General features: G+C 29.0%; 19 protein-coding genes and 1 other RNA gene. 16 read left to right on the plus strand and 4 right to left on the minus strand.

What is annotated here, in order from left to right:
- The first annotated feature begins 12 nt into the window (after positions 1 to 12).
- On the plus strand, positions 13 to 1,818 hold the full coding sequence (gene pepF / locus ACFWUA_RS08470) for an oligoendopeptidase F (RefSeq protein WP_416197610.1): 1,806 nt from the start codon (positions 13 to 15) through the stop codon (positions 1,816 to 1,818).
- Positions 1,819 to 1,863: 45 nt separating this feature from the next.
- Here the strand turns inward: pepF and ACFWUA_RS08475 are convergent, their stop codons facing one another.
- On the minus strand, positions 1,864 to 2,676 hold the full coding sequence (locus ACFWUA_RS08475) for an NAD(+)/NADH kinase (protein ID WP_416197611.1): 813 nt from the start codon (positions 2,674 to 2,676) through the stop codon (positions 1,864 to 1,866).
- A 112-nt stretch (positions 2,677 to 2,788) separates the two neighbouring features.
- On the opposite strand from ACFWUA_RS08475, the gene ACFWUA_RS08480 reads away from it, so the two are divergent.
- On the plus strand, positions 2,789 to 3,700 hold the full coding sequence (locus tag ACFWUA_RS08480; protein WP_416197612.1) for an RluA family pseudouridine synthase: 912 nt from the start codon (positions 2,789 to 2,791) through the stop codon (positions 3,698 to 3,700).
- On the opposite strand, the gene ACFWUA_RS08485 is transcribed toward ACFWUA_RS08480, so the two are convergent.
- Entirely contained in the window at positions 3,693 to 4,289 is a 597-nt protein-coding gene (locus ACFWUA_RS08485) for a hypothetical protein (protein ID WP_416197613.1), read from the minus strand. The two genes, ACFWUA_RS08480 and ACFWUA_RS08485, sit on opposite strands and share 8 nt — an antisense overlap.
- Positions 4,290 to 4,425: 136 nt before the next feature.
- On the opposite strand from ACFWUA_RS08485, the gene ACFWUA_RS08490 reads away from it, so the two are divergent.
- The 3 genes from ACFWUA_RS08490 to ssrS all read left to right on the plus strand — a co-directional run bounded on the left by ACFWUA_RS08490 (position 4,426) and on the right by ssrS (position 6,806).
- A complete protein-coding gene (locus ACFWUA_RS08490) occupies positions 4,426 to 4,701 on the plus strand; it encodes a hypothetical protein (RefSeq protein WP_416197614.1) in 276 nt (91 codons plus the stop codon).
- Positions 4,702 to 4,799: 98 nt separating this feature from the next.
- Positions 4,800 to 6,551 carry an ATP-dependent zinc metalloprotease FtsH gene (ftsH, locus tag ACFWUA_RS08495; RefSeq protein ID WP_416197615.1) on the plus strand — a complete coding sequence of 584 codons (1,752 nt, stop codon included), beginning with the start codon at positions 4,800 to 4,802 and terminating at the stop codon, positions 6,549 to 6,551.
- 81 nt (positions 6,552 to 6,632) lie between these two features.
- Positions 6,633 to 6,806: non-coding RNA, 6S RNA (ssrS, locus tag ACFWUA_RS08500), on the plus strand.
- Between the two features lie 88 nt (positions 6,807 to 6,894).
- Here the strand turns inward: ssrS and ACFWUA_RS08505 are convergent.
- Positions 6,895 to 7,695, minus strand: coding sequence for a histidinol-phosphatase HisJ family protein (locus ACFWUA_RS08505; RefSeq protein ID WP_416197616.1), 801 nt, complete (start codon positions 7,693 to 7,695; stop codon positions 6,895 to 6,897).
- A gap of 294 nt (positions 7,696 to 7,989) precedes the next feature.
- Here ACFWUA_RS08505 and ACFWUA_RS08510 point away from each other — a divergent pair, with 294 nt between their 5' ends.
- From ACFWUA_RS08510 to ACFWUA_RS08540, 7 genes are all read left to right on the plus strand, one after another.
- Positions 7,990 to 8,364 carry a radical SAM protein gene (locus ACFWUA_RS08510; RefSeq protein ID WP_416197617.1) on the plus strand — a complete coding sequence of 125 codons (375 nt, stop codon included), beginning with the start codon at positions 7,990 to 7,992 and terminating at the stop codon, positions 8,362 to 8,364.
- 27 nt (positions 8,365 to 8,391) lie between these two features.
- Positions 8,392 to 8,535, plus strand: coding sequence for a hypothetical protein (locus tag ACFWUA_RS08515; protein ID WP_416197618.1), 144 nt, complete (start codon positions 8,392 to 8,394; stop codon positions 8,533 to 8,535).
- Complete coding sequence (locus ACFWUA_RS08520; protein ID WP_416197619.1) at positions 8,523 to 9,050, plus strand: SPASM domain-containing protein; 528 nt, start codon at positions 8,523 to 8,525, stop codon at positions 9,048 to 9,050. Before ACFWUA_RS08515 ends, ACFWUA_RS08520 begins: the two co-directional genes overlap by 13 nt.
- Positions 9,051 to 9,098: 48 nt before the next feature.
- Positions 9,099 to 9,290: a hypothetical protein gene (locus ACFWUA_RS08525; protein ID WP_416197620.1), complete on the plus strand. Its 192-nt coding sequence runs from the start codon at positions 9,099 to 9,101 to the stop codon at positions 9,288 to 9,290.
- 30 nt (positions 9,291 to 9,320) lie between these two features.
- Positions 9,321 to 10,622, plus strand: a complete 1,302-nt coding sequence (locus tag ACFWUA_RS08530; protein WP_416197621.1) for a S41 family peptidase — start codon at positions 9,321 to 9,323, stop codon at positions 10,620 to 10,622.
- A gap of 36 nt (positions 10,623 to 10,658) precedes the next feature.
- On the plus strand, positions 10,659 to 12,305 hold the full coding sequence (locus tag ACFWUA_RS08535; protein ID WP_416197622.1) for an ABC transporter transmembrane domain-containing protein: 1,647 nt from the start codon (positions 10,659 to 10,661) through the stop codon (positions 12,303 to 12,305).
- Positions 12,306 to 12,435: 130 nt separating this feature from the next.
- The gene (locus ACFWUA_RS08540; RefSeq protein ID WP_416197623.1) at positions 12,436 to 12,579 is read left to right on the plus strand and encodes a hypothetical protein; all 144 of its coding nucleotides are present in this window, start codon (positions 12,436 to 12,438) and stop codon (positions 12,577 to 12,579) included.
- Here the strand turns inward: ACFWUA_RS08540 and ACFWUA_RS08545 are convergent.
- Positions 12,574 to 13,491, minus strand: a complete 918-nt coding sequence (locus ACFWUA_RS08545; RefSeq protein ID WP_416197624.1) for a helix-turn-helix domain-containing protein — start codon at positions 13,489 to 13,491, stop codon at positions 12,574 to 12,576. The genes ACFWUA_RS08540 and ACFWUA_RS08545 overlap by 6 nt on opposite strands.
- A 190-nt stretch (positions 13,492 to 13,681) precedes the next feature.
- Between ACFWUA_RS08545 and ACFWUA_RS08550 the strand changes: the two genes are divergently transcribed.
- The 4 genes from ACFWUA_RS08550 to ACFWUA_RS08565 all read left to right on the plus strand — a co-directional run bounded on the left by ACFWUA_RS08550 (position 13,682) and on the right by ACFWUA_RS08565 (position 16,217).
- Positions 13,682 to 13,867: a hypothetical protein gene (locus tag ACFWUA_RS08550; RefSeq protein WP_072744871.1), complete on the plus strand. Its 186-nt coding sequence runs from the start codon at positions 13,682 to 13,684 to the stop codon at positions 13,865 to 13,867.
- Between the two features lie 96 nt (positions 13,868 to 13,963).
- Positions 13,964 to 14,695 (plus strand): glycerophosphodiester phosphodiesterase, encoded by a 732-nt coding sequence (locus ACFWUA_RS08555; RefSeq protein ID WP_416197625.1) that lies wholly within the window; start codon positions 13,964 to 13,966, stop codon positions 14,693 to 14,695.
- A 23-nt stretch (positions 14,696 to 14,718) separates the two neighbouring features.
- A complete protein-coding gene (locus ACFWUA_RS08560) occupies positions 14,719 to 15,606 on the plus strand; it encodes a diacylglycerol/lipid kinase family protein (protein WP_416197626.1) in 888 nt (295 codons plus the stop codon).
- 167 nt (positions 15,607 to 15,773) lie between these two features.
- A complete protein-coding gene (locus ACFWUA_RS08565; protein WP_416197627.1) occupies positions 15,774 to 16,217 on the plus strand; it encodes a MarR family winged helix-turn-helix transcriptional regulator in 444 nt (147 codons plus the stop codon).
- The last annotated feature ends 27 nt before the right edge of the window (positions 16,218 to 16,244 follow it).

The raw sequence follows: 16,244 nt of genomic DNA on the forward strand, positions 1-16,244 counted from the left end.
GGAGGGGATAATGTGGCTGATGAAAAAAATAGAATATTAGAAAGAGAAGAGATTGATGTAAAATACAAATGGGATTTAGAATCAATGTATGAGAATGATCAATTATGGGAAGAAGATTTTAAAAAGGCACAAGAATTGGCAGAAAAAATAACAGAGTATGAGGGTAGAACTGTAGAAAGTAGTGCTACACTATTAGAAGTCCTTAAACTTAGAGATGAATTATTTAGATTAACTGAAAACGTAGTAGTATATGCAAGAATGAGGTCAGATGAAGATAGTAGAAATAGTACTTATCAAGCTCTTGCAGATAGAGGGATGAGTTTAGCAGCTCAAATAGAAGAAAAAGCTTCTTTTATAATACCTGAAATATTGTCATTGCAAGAAAGTGATTTGAAGAGGTATTTAGAGGAAGAAGAAGGGCTTAGGATATATGCTCACTATCTTGAAAAAGTATTTGGGAAAAAAGAGCATATATTATCTAAAGAAGAAGAGGCCTTACTTGCTCAAATGGGTGAAGTAGCAAATTCTCCTGAAAATATTTTTTCAATGCTAAGTGATGCAGATATAAAATTCCCAATCATTAAAGATGAAAATGGCAATGATGTTGAAATAACTCATGGAAACTTTATTCCATTGATGGAATCTAAAGATAGAAGAGTTAGAAAGGATGCTTTTGAAGGACTATATCATACTTACAAGGGATTTGAAAATACTTTTGCAGCTACGTTGAATGGATGTGTTAAGAAAAATATTTTTTATGCAAAAGCAAGGAATTATGATTCTAGTATAGAAGCTGCATTGGACCAAAACAATATACCAGTATCTGTATATGACAATTTAGTTGAATCAGTTAACAACAATCTTGATTCTATGCATAAGTATATGGAAATCAGAAAGAAGGCGTTGGGACTAGACGAACTTCATATGTATGATTTATATACGCCAATAGTGAAAGATGTGGATATTAAAGTACCTTTTGAAGAAGCTAAAGATATAGTTGCTAAGGGATTAGAACCATTGGGAGAAGATTATATAAAAATATTAAAAGAAGGATTTAATACTAGATGGATTGATGTTTATGAAAATAGGGGCAAGAGAAGTGGAGCTTATTCATCTGGAACTTATGATTCTAAACCTTTTGTATTGTTAAATTATCATGAGACATTGGACAATATTTTTACAACTGCTCATGAAATGGGACACTCGATGCATAGTTATTTTTCTAAAACTACACAGCCATATATTTATGGTGGATACAGCATCTTCTTAGCTGAAATAGCTTCCACTACAAATGAATGTTTATTGATGGACTATATGCTAAAAAATGTAAAAGATGACAGTGAAAAATTGTATCTATTAAATCACTATTTAGAACAATTTAGAACTACAGTATATAGACAAACTATGTTTGCAGAATTTGAAAGAGATATTCATAGATATGTGGAAAATGGTGGAGCATTGACTGCTTCCTATTTAAATGATACTTATAAAAAATTAAATGAAAAATACTATGGCAAAGAAATGGTAGTTGATGATGAAATAGCTAGTGAATGGGCAAGAATACCTCATTTTTATTATAATTATTATGTATTCCAATACTCAACCGGATTTTCATCAGCTGTATCCTTATCTCAACAAATACTTAAAGATGGCAAAGCTGCAGTAGATAGATATATTGGATTTTTAAAGAGTGGAGATTCAGATTATCCAATAAATGTACTAAAGAAAGCAGGAGTAGATATGACTACTAGTGAACCAGTAGATAGTGCATTGAAGTTGTTTGGTCAACTAGTAGATGAAATGAGTAAATTGATATAACAAAAAGCAAGGGAATTTTCCCTTGCTTTGTATTTTCCATAAAATCTATAGAAATTTGCTTTTTAAATTGTTCCAATACATATTTTCATCAAATACCAATCTAAATATGGTCATATTTGATATAGTAAAATATATTTCAATTATATCTTTATATGTATACTGGACCCCATCATTTATTATCAAAATAGAATTTTCATATAGAGATTCTGGCTTTATTTTTATAGTCATATCTCCGGGTACAATTGTGCTATTTGATAGTGAACGATAAGCTTTAGAACTTATAGGAGATAAAGGGGTTATTTGCATAGTTTTTAAAGTAGGGTATACAATGCTTCCCCCACTGGAAAAATTATAGGCAGTACTGCCAACAGGAGTGGCTACTATGATTCCATCTCCACTAAATTTTTCAAGGTGATTGTCATTTATGTATACTTCTAAATGAACTACTTTAGAAGCTATGCCCTTTATGACGATTTCATTTATGCCTATGAGTTTTACACAATTGGATTTAGTACATACTTTAGCTTCTAAAAGTGATATTTCTTCTACTAAATATTCTCCTTTTATGTATTTGTCTATAAATATATCTAGATTTTCAGGAAGTATTTCTTGAAAAAAACCTAAATGTCCAGTATTTATCCCTACAAAAGGTATCTTGGGAAAATTGAAATTGTGAACTGTTCTCAAAAAAGCTCCATCCCCACCAATGCAAATATTTAATGAAGCATTTTTGTCATATTTCTTTGGCACTACAAAACCCTTGTCTTCTAATTTTTTCGATAATATTTGAGAAGTTTTCCTAGAGTCATAATTGCTATTGGAAATAATATTTATTATTTTCTTCTTGTTCTGTGTCAAAAAATTCCCTCCTAAATAACCTTTTATTTAAAAATAAAAAGATTTTGATATAATAATAAATAATGTCATGTTTATATTATACAATAAAAGCTAAAATAATTGGAGGATAGAAATGGATTTGTTGAAAGAAAGTGAAAATGTAGTTCTATTTAAAGCAAAATGTGATGATATAACTGTAGAAGAAGTTCTTTTAAGCTACAATATTTCTGGAAGACTTTTCAGAAGACTAAAAAGGGAAAAGTCCATTTATTTAAATGGGAAAGCTGTGAAAACTAAGGAAAAAGTAAAATTAGGAGATATTGTTTCAATTGTCATGGAAGATGAAATAGATAATACGCTTCCTCAAGACATACCTTTATCTATAGTATATGAAGATTATGATCTTTTAGTAATAAACAAAGAGCCCAATATTGTTGTACATCCTACGAAAAGTCATTTAGAAGGTACAATTTCTAATGGAATAAGCTATTATTACAAGAAAAATAATATAAAAAAGAAAATCAGATTTGTAAATAGATTAGATATGGACACATCAGGCGTATTGATAGTAGCTAAAAATTCATTTAGTCATCAACAAATGGCTATACAATTTGAAGAAAATAGTGTGGAGAAAAAGTATTTAGCTCTAGTAGAAGGTATAGTTGAAATGGATGAAGATATAATAGATTTACCCTTGGGAAGAGAAGAAGATAAAAGTATTAAAAAGGTAGTTATGGAAGATGGGAAAAAGGCCAAAACTAGGTATAGAGTCGTAGAAAGATATAAAGATGCAACCCTTTTAGAAGTACAAATATACACTGGAAGAAGTCATCAGATAAGAGTACATCTAGAACACATTGGACATCCTATTATAGGTGATGTTCTTTACAATAGACCTAGTCCATTTATAGATAGGCAAGCTCTTCATGCATATTATATAGGAGCAAAACATCCAAGAACTAATGAGAGAATAGAGTTTCAAGTTCCACTTCCAGAAGATATGAAAAATTTAATAGAAAGATTAAAAGGTCCAGAAACTATTTAGTTTTTGGACCTTTTTCTTTATTTGATGGTTCTAATGCTTTCATCAGCTCAAACATTTTCATCATATCTTTAATCTTTTCTTTTTCATTTTCTTTCATACCGTCCATTAAAGATTCAGAAGCTTTCAGAAGTTCATTTGGATCATTTAAACTTTGAGGATTAGAAATTATAATTGATATTATATTCATCATGTATTTGTATTTGTCATAGTTAAGTATTATATTCATTGGGTAGTCCATTGATTTTATTTTTTCTTCAGGAATTTCTTGCTTTAATGTGGATATTATGTAGTTGAATTTTTCTTTATTGTTATCTATTCTAGCTGAGTTTATTTCCTGATAGTAGTTATTTGTTGATACAAAGTCTGCTACTTCGCATATTTTAACTATTTTTTCTGTCAAGAATAGAGATTTGTTGAGTATAGGTATTATTTCTTCTGGGAAATAGGGACCAATTTTTTTTAGAATGTTTATTTTTTTATAAGTATTATCTATATCTAAATTTTTTAAATCTAGTGAGATAGTTTTTTTATTTTCTTTTCTTTGCATAGATAAATATATTAAAAATATCAATACAATGGTTTGATTCATGATTTCCTCCTAATCAAAATTTAAAAATACTATTTATATTAGTTTATGATAGATGTTTTGAAATAGTTCTAGTTGAAAGTAATATATTTAAAATCGTATTCATAAATTAAAATATAAAGATTGAGGAGGGAATTTTATGGACGATTTTAAAAAAAAATTTGAAAATTTAGGGGATATAGAACCTACAGAAGAACAAATAGATAAGATAAAAGACATGGCAGATACTTATTCAGATGCTTCAGAAGATGAAATATTTTTTGAGATAATAAAACTAAATGAGAAAATGAAAACTGAGATGAGTAAAGAAGAATACGAAGATATGTTAGAAAAATTGGAAAGGATGCGCCCCCTTTTAGATGATGAGCAAATAGAAAAACTTGATAGGGTTCTTGAAGCACTTAAAATAAAATAGATGTAGCTTTTATACTGCATTAGCAAATGTAGGTAATAGACATTTATTCAAATTAATGCTATAATATTCGTAGATTATGTAAACTAGGAGGAAAAGCAATGAATATGAATAAAAAGACCAAAATACTTCTATTTCTCATAATTTCTATTGCGTTAGTTTCAAGTATTTATTTGTATATGAATAGTAAAAAAGATTATAGCGATATTTCATATTCAAAATTTATAGATTATGTAAAAAAAGGTCAAGTAGAAAGAGTAGAACTAAAAGATAGTCCTAGAATTTCAGGAAAATTGAAATCAGGTGAATATTTTATTACTGACAATCCTAGAACAGAAGATTTTAAAGAGATGTTGCTTGTGAATGATGTAAAGGTATTAGAATCAAGTGGAAATTCAACTCTTATTCAGGGTATTTCGTTTCTCTTGTTTCTGTGTGGAATGGGAATTGTTGGATATTTTTTAAATAGCAATATTAATAAACAGGCTCAAAAAGAAATGGCTTTTTTATCGGATATAGAAGGCAAAAAGTCAGATAGCACTATCACTTCTTTTGAAGATGTGGCTGGAAATGAAGAAGCAAAAGAATCATTAAAAGAATTGGTAGACTTTATTCAAAATCCTGAAAAGTACAACAGATATGGAGCTAGAATACCTAGAGGAGTTTTACTATATGGACCTCCGGGGACTGGTAAAACTCTTCTTGCCAGAGCTTTGGCAGGAGAAGCAAATGTACCATTCTTTTCAGTATCAGGTTCTGATTTTATTCAAGTCTATGCAGGACTTGGTGCAAGCAGAATAAGGGCACTTTTCAATAAAGCGAAACAATGTGGCAAGAGCGTTATATTTATTGATGAAATTGATGCACTAGGTAAAAAGAGGAAAGGAAATTTTTCAAGTGGTGGAAATGATGAAGGTGATAGAACTTTAAATGCATTGTTGACTGAGATGTCAGGTTTTAGTAGCAATGAAGGAACAATTGTAGTTGCTGCTACCAATAGAGTAGATACATTGGATGAGGCCTTGTTAAGACCTGGTAGATTTGATAGACAAATAGAAGTAGGTTTGCCTGATATAAATGCGAGATATAAGATATTGAAACTTCATGGTGAAAACAAGCCATTATCTGAAGAGGTAGATTTGAAAAAAGTTGCTTTTCAAACTTCCTATTTTAGTGGAGCAATGCTTGAAAATTTGATGAATGAATCTGCTATGATAGCTGCAAGAAATGATGATTCTTTTATCACTATGGATCATATAAACAAAGCTTTTTATACTGTATTAGTTGGAGAAGAAAAGAAGGATAGAACTTCCATCCCAGTTGGAGATAAAAAAATCACAGCTTATCATGAAGGAGGACATGCTCTAGTAGCTAAAAAAGTTTCAAAGGAAAATAGAGTGACGAAAGTAAGTATCATACCTAGTACAAAAGGTATGGGTGGATTTAGCATGAATATTCCTCCAGACAAGATGTATCAAACTAAGGATGATATAAAAAATAGTATCATGGTAGCTCTAGGAGGAAGAGCTGCAGAAGAAATCATTTTTGGCAAGGACAAGATTACAACAGGAGCATCAAGTGATTTACAAAAAGCTACAGAGATGGCCTTTAATATGATAAGTGTTTATGGAATGGATGAAGAATTAGGACTTGTAAATTATGCAGAAATATTAGGACAAAACATTGGAAGCAATTCAATGCTTATAGAAAGAGTTAAGACTATAATAGATAATCTATATGAAGAAACTAAAAAAGTAGTTTATGAAAACATTAATTATTTAAACAATATAGCTTCAATGCTTCTTGTAAAAGAAGTATTGGACGAAGAAGAGGTAAATGAACTAGTCAATTAAACTAAAATCATATAAAATATTTGCTATAATGAAAATGAGCACTTGAAGTCTAATAAAATAGAGGTTATAATAATTATAGAGATGTTTCTGCGGTGTACGTATCCTAAATAATTCAACCGACATTGTATAGACGGGAGTCTGAGTTCAGTAATCTATGGTATGCCTTTTTAAAAGGAAACCAAAAATTATTGACAGGAAACCCACCTTGTGAGAGGCGGGTCTGAATTAGGTGGGAGGCGGCATTGCGGGAATACAAAAGCTCCTTAGGGTTAAACCCTAAGGAGCTTTTGTATTCCCGCAATTGTAAACATGACAAGAGAGTAGAGATAGATAGAGTATATATTTAAGCAATATGGATGGGGAATTTCTTTCTCTCTTTATAAATAAAAATATATTTAAACCCCAATTCTCTTAACAATTTTTCCGCTTCCTTGTAGTTATATCCCACATCTTCAGGCCTATGAGCATCAGAACCTATAGTTATTATTTCTCCACCTAATTTTTTATAAAGTTTCAAAAGTTCAATTTTAGGATGATAGTAGGGAAGTCCGTATCGAATTCCAGAAGTATTTAATTCAATCCCTTTTCCTAAAGAAATGACTTTTTCAAATATTTTTTCTATCAATTCTTCATATTCTTCATGCTTAGGTATCAATGCTGAGTCTTTAAAATATCTATCTATTAAATCTATATGTCCCAATATATCATAGTTTTCAAAAACATTGACACTATTAAGCATTTCTTCATAGTATTTTAATACTCCATCTAAAGGGTCTTTATTTTCCAAATAATTATCTACATAAATGTCTTTATTTTCAACTGAATGAATAGACATGAGTACATAATCAAAAGGATTTTCATTTATAAAATCATCATATCTTTTGTTTAAATGAGATTGCATACCTATTTCAACCCCAGTTAAAATTTCTATATTTCTAAAATATTTATACTTGACTTGTTTAGATTTTTTAAAATAATCAACAGCATGGAAAACGATGTCCAAATTCCTTTCTGTAGCTTCAAGTTCAATGTGATCAGTAAAACATATACATTTCATATTTTTTTCTATTGCTTTTAAAACCATATCCTCCATTGAATACCTGCAATCTATCGAGAAATCGCTGTGAACATGAAAGTCATACATTTGCAACACTCCTATTTATATATATCATACTTAGAATATTCTACTTTATAATCTGTAATAAGTAAAGATTAAATGCTAAAACTTTCTTTGTATTGCAGTCTATAAAGATCCGTAGTACATACATTTTTGCCTTCCCTATATGTTTTGGCACTCAAAATAAATTGCCTTATATATCAATTATAATTAAATATTCTGAAAATGAAAGCTAAAAATAGAAATGCAACCCCGATTCGAATCTGATTGAACTTGTCCTATCTATGATATACAATAAAGTCAAGTTGGAAGTATTATCCATTGAATTGCAATTTTGATTGTATATATTGCTATGAAAAAAATGAAAGACAAAATGTAACCATGCCTAAGGATGTTCAAGATAAAATAGTGGAATTTGTAAAACAGCAAACAAAATATGTAGAAAGTATAAATATAGGGTGGTATGGTGGAGAACCTTTATTGGCATTTGATGTTGTTAAAGATATTTCTGAAAGAGTAATGAATATATGCAAAGAAAAAGATATTATGTACAGTTCATTCATTGTAACAAATGGATACAAATTAACCAAAGATATTTCAGCAGACTTAGAAAGATTACATATTAATTCTGCTCAAATAACATTAGATGGAACTGAAGATACACATAATAAAAGATGTCCTTTGAAAGGTGGATAAGGAACTTTTCGTAAGATATTAGAGAATATGTCGGAATTAGTAGATATTTTGCCAGATATATCTTTAAGAATTAATGTGGACAAAGAAAATGTTGAAAGAGTTGATGAAATACTAGAAGAATTAGACAAGTTTGGGCTTAAAATAAAGTATATGCCTATTTGGGTTATGTAGAGCCTATAAATGATTGCTACTCAACAGGTAAATGCTTAACTATGAAGGAATATTCTAATATAGATTTTGAATTTAGTGATAAACTCAAAAAACTTGGATTTGTAGAAAATAATATTTTCGGATATCCAAATTTGAAAACTAATTTTTGTGGTGCAGATAAAACTAATTCATTAGTAATTGATCCTAATGGGGACACATATAAATGTTGGTCTGATATAGGAATGGTTGAATATAAGGTGGGAAATATTATGGACAATATTTCAATGAATACAGATAAATATATGAAATATATTCTTTATGATCCAACCCAAGATAATGAATGTATGAATTGCAAGATGCTTCCAATATGTATGGGAGGATGTCCTAGGAGGAGGATAGATGGTAAAGTTGATAGATGTAGTTCATATAAATATGTATTAAAAGAATATTTGGAAAAGACAGCAATTATTAAGAAAGAAGAATTGAGAAAAAACAAGACCGTGAAGCTTAATAAATGCTTGTTTATTTTGGAATAGAATGTGCACATTCTAGATATAAACATCAAAACAGAAAGGGGGATAAAAGTGGAATACTTAATAAATGGTACTAGTTATGGACCTAATGATGTTTGTTTTGGTAAGTGTGACTGTAAAGGTCAGTATATAGAACCATGTATAAAAACATGTACAAGAATTGAACCTTGTGCATGCAAGGCAAATTTCTGTGGTGCAGAAATTTGTTCACCAGTAAAAATACAGCCAGCAAGTAAAAAATAGAGTTATAGATTATATGAAGGAGATGACACAATGTTAAACAACAAAAAAATACTTATATGGGCTGTTGTTATAGTTCTACTAGGAATAGCAGTATATGTTTTAGTTTCAAGCAATATGGGGGAACTTAAAGAATTGACGGAGGAAGAAAAAATAGAAGATTTTAGGTATATGTATGATATCATGAAAGAGAACTACCCTCATTTTTATAGTATTGAAAAAATGTATGGATACGATTGGTTAGGTCATAAAGAGGAATTTGAAAAAGAAATAAGAGAGACCAAAGATAATATGGAATTTTTTCATACTCTAAATGCAATTTTGATGAATAAACTTCACGATCCACATACTGGAGTATTTGTTCCTACTGGCTATAAAGAATTTTTAGATACTATAAAACAATATAAGTTAGCGGATGAAACGTTCGGTTCTTATAAAAAAATGTTCAAAAGATCTGAAAACAAGTATAAAGACTGGGATGAAATATTTGCTAAAACTTATTTAGATAACTATGTAAAAATAGATGATATAGAGACAAATATATATTCAAGAAATATTATAGATACTCAAATATTAGAACAAAATAAAATAGCTTATTTAAAAGTAAGTTCCTTTTCCATAGATTGTTCCTACGGACAAAAAATGTATAATAAAGAAAAAGAAGAAATAATTGATTTCTTAAAGAACGTGAAACATTATCCATATTTAATAATAGATATTTCAGGCAACGGAGGAGGAAGTAGCATATATTGGCTAGAAACAATAATAGATCCACTGCTAAATCAAGAACTTAGTGAAGTTAAATACGAAAATATTTGTATTGTTCGCGGAGGAGATTATTCAATGAAATATTTTGAAAAAGCACATCCGGATATACGAGAAAACAAAATAGAGAAATTGAAATGTTATAGTTCTATGCCCAAAGAGGTAAAAGAAAACTTCCAATATTATAGAATAGATAAAGTTGATAATAGTGTATTGCCAAGTAGGAATCCTATAGGATTTAGTGGGAAAATATTTTTGATAATTGATGAAAATGTATTTTCAGCAGCAGATGAATTTGCAATGTTTTGCAAGCAAAGTGGATTTGCTACATTGGTTGGATGTAATACTAAAGGGTCAGGGGGAAATGGTACTATGTTTATAGGCCTTCCAAATAGTGGGCTTATAGTCCGTGCTGAATTAGAGATGTTGTTAAATGAAGACGGGACTTCTCATTTTGAGACGGGAACAGTACCAGATATAGAAATAGAAAAAGATGATGTTGGAGATTACAATATAAAAGTAATGAAAGAAATAATCAATATGATTCATTCAGAAGAAACTGAGAAATAATTAGCATTCTAAAATTAGAGAAAGTAGCTGATTTATATGAAAATATTTAAATTTGTTAAAGAATATATATTTAAATATAAAATTCAATTATTCATATTTTTGATATTTTCTATTATTTCATGGATAATATCAATAGGGCTGCCTTATATAACAGGAAACTATATAGATTCGTTGATGAATTTTCAAAACAGACAAACCATAATTAATTTCACCATAAAAATACTTTTAATAGGAATAATAAACATCATTTCATCATTTGTAGTTAGTTATTCCTATGTGAAAGTTCAAACAAAATCTGGAATGGAACTGAACTTTAAAGCATTAGAGCATATAAGTAAAATGCCTATACTATATTTTAAAAATCTTGACAGTGCATATCTAAATCAAAGAATTAATTCAGATAGCAACACATTGATTTCTTTTGTATTGAGCAATTTTTTAGACATTCTGATTAATGCTTTGACCCTTATAATTGTATTCTATATTTCATTTAAAATAAACAGAAAATTAACCATGATATTGATACCCCTCATTCCCTTATACTTAGCCATATACTTCGTATTCAAAAAACCATTATTTAAATCTGGATATGAATTGAAAGAAAATCAAAACAAGTTCTTTTCAAAGATGAATGAACAACTTTACAATATAAATTTAATTAAACTGAACTCCACTTTTGAAGAATCTCAAAAACAGCTTAGGACAAGTTTCTCAACAATGTTTGAATCACTATTAAAATATACAAGAATATCATATATTTTTTCAAGCAGTGACTCCATGACCATGATAATATCTCAAATAATAATATTTTTCTTTGGAGGAATGGAGATAATAAATGGGAATTTAACCATAGGACAATTCACTATAATAATCAGCTACTTTTCCATGATAATGGGATGTATAAGCTATTATTTAAACTTAGGGAAATCCTATCAAGATGCACTAGTTTCATACAATAGATTAGAAGAAATATTAAATGAAACTAAAGAAATAAATGGGGACAAAAGAATAAACAGTATTGATACAATAGTCCTTAAAGAAGTTTGTTTTTCATATGATGATACTAATAATATCATAGATAATTTTAACTATACATTTAAAAAAGGCAATATTTATGGAATCATTGGACAAAATGGTACAGGGAAAAGTACCTTTATAAATTTAATACTTGGACTTTTCAACAATTATTATAAAGGAAATATCTATTACAATTCAATAGAATTAAAAAAATTAGATATGTATTATATTAGAAAAAGAATCATAGGAATTAGTGAACAAGAACCTGCATTAATTAATGACACAATTGGTAAAAATGTAACCTATGGAATAGATATATATAATTATGATGACATTGAAACTATACTGAAAAATTTAAATTTAGACATAAATAAATTTCAAGATGGATTAAATACAAACATACATGAAGCTGCAAACAACATATCTGGAGGGGAAAAACTAAAGATATCCTTGGCTAGAACATTTTTAAAAAATCCCGATATGATCATATTAGATGAACCAACATCTGCCCTAGATGTAAATAGCATTGAAAAATTAGAATTTATACTGAAGGAAATAAAGAAAGATAAGATAATCATCATAGTTACTCACAACAGAGATATATTGGATATATTGGATGAAATCATTGATTTAAATGTAGTAAATAGTTTAAACTGCGAAGCTTAATTTCCTTAATCAAAAACATGAGTTTATCTTATGGCTGTATAAAGATTGGGAAATCAGGGATGGTTCGAAACGACCAAACCTTGACTCAAATTTGATTGATAAGTTTTTATAATGAAAGGGGTGATAAATAATGTTTAAAAAGTTTTTATTTATAATGACTATCATCATGGCATTATTTATTATTAGTCCTAGAAAACAAAATGATATGTTTATATCTGCTGAAGATGATGCAATAGAATGGAACAATTATAAAACTGAAAATATTTCATTATGATTGAATGTCTATATTATAAAATTTCTTACAATTTAATATGAGCAAATCTCTCAAATCGTATTGATTTAAAATTTCAGAAAAACTTATGGCTTTTTTTAGTGAATCTTTATAACTATCATATCCAAGAAGATATTCAGCAATGCCTTTTCTAAAATATAAAAGATTTAATCCATTATAATCTCTGTGTTTATTACAATAATCTATGCCTAAAATAGAGTATTCTAAAGCTTTTTCATTCATAGCAAGTCTATGATAAGTATAAGATAGATTGTAACATATTTTAGGATAGATATTATCATTAGGTTCTACTGATTTCATGCAAAATTCCATAATTTCTAGACTTTTTTCCGTAGATTCTAATTTATTCATTAGCAGGGCTATGTTCATTAAAATCCTTAACTCCATGGAATTATACACATAGGATGTATATTTATCAAGTGAAAACTTAGGAGTAGTTATTTTTATAGCATCTACTAGTTTATCCAGCGATTCATTAGGCTTATTATACTTTTTATTTAATATTATGGATTCGATCAATAGTACAAGTTGATTAATCGCACTAATGAAGTATGGGTGCGAAGTGCTATTAAGTAGGGTTTTTAAATCTTCTAATTCCACAGATAAGGTTTCAAACTCATCTCTATCAATTTTAGATTCTATTCTATTTTTTAATTCTTCAAAAGCATAATAATCATGAAATCTATAGTTGAGTAGAAGCTCATTTAAATCTGTTTTCAATACAGAAGATAATAAATCTAGTGTTTCTTGTTGAGGTACCACTTTACCTGTTTCAATTTTTCTTAAAGTATCTACATGTACACCTGATAGTTTGCTTACATCATTTTGGGTAAGGTCTAAACTATTCCTAATGCTACGTATTTCTGACCCAAAGCATTTAAGATCATAATACAAAGTACTCAACCCCTTTAAATATAACCTTTAGGACAACTCTATTGAATTTGTTTAGGGTTGTCTTATCTATGCTATATATTATAAAATTTAATAAAGAATATGTAAAGGAAATGCCTCTTTTATAAATAGAAATACATAAAAATCTTTTTACTAGGAAATATATTATTGAGTAGTATTTGGAGGTGATTCTATGGATATGAATACAAAGGAAGTGTTGAAAAAGAAAATCCTGGATACGCAAGAGTCAGTTAGAGATTTTGAAATGTATTCAAAAAAGGTAGAAGATGAAGAACTGGCTATGTTATTTAAAGATTTTGCTGAGGAGTGTGGATACCAAGCAAGTAAACTTCAAGAAGTACTTAAAAGATTGGACTGAAAAAATAGGGAAATTAAATTTCCCTATTTTTTTGTTGTATTACCTGTAATAAGTGTATAATAGATATAAATGAAAAATATATAGGGGGAGATTTGTGTGAGTAGACCTTTAATTTATGCTCATAGGGGAGCTTCTTCTTATGCTCCAGAGAATACATTTGCATCTTACAAAATGGCTATTGAGATGGAAGCAGATGGAATAGAGATTGATGTCCATAAAAGCAAGGATGGTCATTTAGTTGTATGTCATGATGAAAAAGTTGATAGGACAACTAATGGAAAAGGATATATAAAAGATTTGACAGTAGAAGAACTTAAACTTTTAGATGCAGGAAGCTGGTTTAATGAAAGTTTTGCAAATGAAAGAATTCCATTGCTTGAAGAAGTATTGAAATTGGTAAAAATGGAAAATATACTATTAAATATAGAATTAAAAAATGGGCCAGTATTTTATGAAAATATAGAATTAGATGTAGTCAATGCAATTAGAGCTTATGGATTAGAGGAAAAAGTAATCATTTCTTCTTTTAATCACTATAGTCTTGTTATTGTAAAAAAATTGGAGCCTAAAATCAAAACAGGTATACTATATATTGCTGGAATGGTATCACCATGGAAATACGCGAAGAGCATAGGATCTGATGCTATTCATCCATTGTTTATGACTATTAATGATGAAGTTGTAAAAGAATGTATTGAAAATGGTATCATGGTGAATCCGTTTACAGTAGATAGAGAAAGTGATATGATATTAATGAAAAACATAGGTGTTTCAAGTATCATAACTAATCGTCCAGATGCTGGAAGAAAGATTTTTTATTCAATTTAATTTATTGAGAAAGGCTGATACAGATGAAGAAAGTGAAGATAATTTTAAATCCATCTTCAGGAAGACAGATAATACAACGAAGAATAGATGCAATATGCAAACAACTTATTGATGACGGATATACAGTAAGCAAGTTCTTAACTAAAGAAAAAAACGATGCTATGTATGAGACCATTAAATGCTGTAGTGAAGATTGGGACTTGATTATAGCTTGTGGTGGTGATGGTACGGTAAATGAAGTGGCAAAAGGAATTGTTTTGGGAGGAAGAAAGATACCAGTTGCTATATTGGCAGCTGGAACAGTAAATGACTTCGCCAATTACTTAGATTTGCCAAGGACTAGTGGAGAATTCTATGAGATGATAAGAAATGGCAATACTTTAGATGTGGATTTAGGTAGGACTAAGGATGAATATTTTGTCAATGTTGCAGCTAGTGGACTCTTGACCAATGTAGGATATCAGGTTCCTCCAGAGACAAAAGCTATATTGGGTAGAATGGCATACTATATAGAGGGGATAAAAGAGATACCCAAACAAAAATTTAGACCCATAAGAGTGAAATTTGAAAGTAAAGAATATACAAGTAGAGAAGATATGCTACTTTTCTTGATCTCAAATAGTTCTTCAATAGGAGGATTTAAGAAATTAGCTCCAAAAGCTAATGTTTCAGATGGTATGTTAGACAGCATCATTATAAAAAAATGTGATGTTCAAGATTTGATGAGTATATTTATTAGTATATTTAGTGGAGACCATATTCATCACCCTAGTGTGGAATATTTTAAGACTGAAAAGATAACAATTTATACTGAAGAGGATGTTCCAATAGACATAGATGGAGAATATGGTGGGAAATTGCCTGCTACTTTTGAAGTGGTACCAAATAGTTTCAGAATACTCGTAAGATAAAAAAGCGGCTTTGCTGCTTTTTTGTTTATATATATGAAAAATATTGATATAATACAAATAAAGAAAGTGAATACATTTATTCTTCTTTTTTATAGATATATTTAAAGGATTTCTTTAAATATACTAGAATATATAAAAATAGAAGAATAATATTGGGGGAGATTTTTTTGGATGATAAACAAGTATGTGAAAATGTAATTGAAATAGAAAAATATTTGAGAAAAGTAGACTATATCATAAGAAAAAAAGGCAGAGAAATACTAAATGATTTTAATATTACAGTTCCACAGTTTACTGCTCTTCAGATTCTCATAAGTGAAGGAGATTTGACTATAGGTGAGTTAAGTCAAAAGATGGCTTTAGCTTGTAGTACTATAACAGATTTAATAGATAGAATGGAGAAAAGTGGATTGGTTGTCAGGAAAAAAGATGATAAAGATAAAAGAGTAGTAAGAGTAGAAGTTCAACCAATTGGGTATGAAATAGTTCAAAAAGTACTAGATAAAAGAATAGATTATCTTGCTGAAAAGCTTAAAGGTTTCAAAGGTGAAGATAAAAAATTTTTAAGAGAGGCATTAGAATCTCTTTATGTTGCTATGAAAGATGACTAAAAAATTTTTATATAAATAAAGGGGAAA

This window comes from Sporanaerobacter sp., from assembly GCF_047830725.1.
In the GTDB taxonomy this organism is placed as follows: Bacteria; Bacillota; Clostridia; order Tissierellales; family Sporanaerobacteraceae; genus Sporanaerobacter.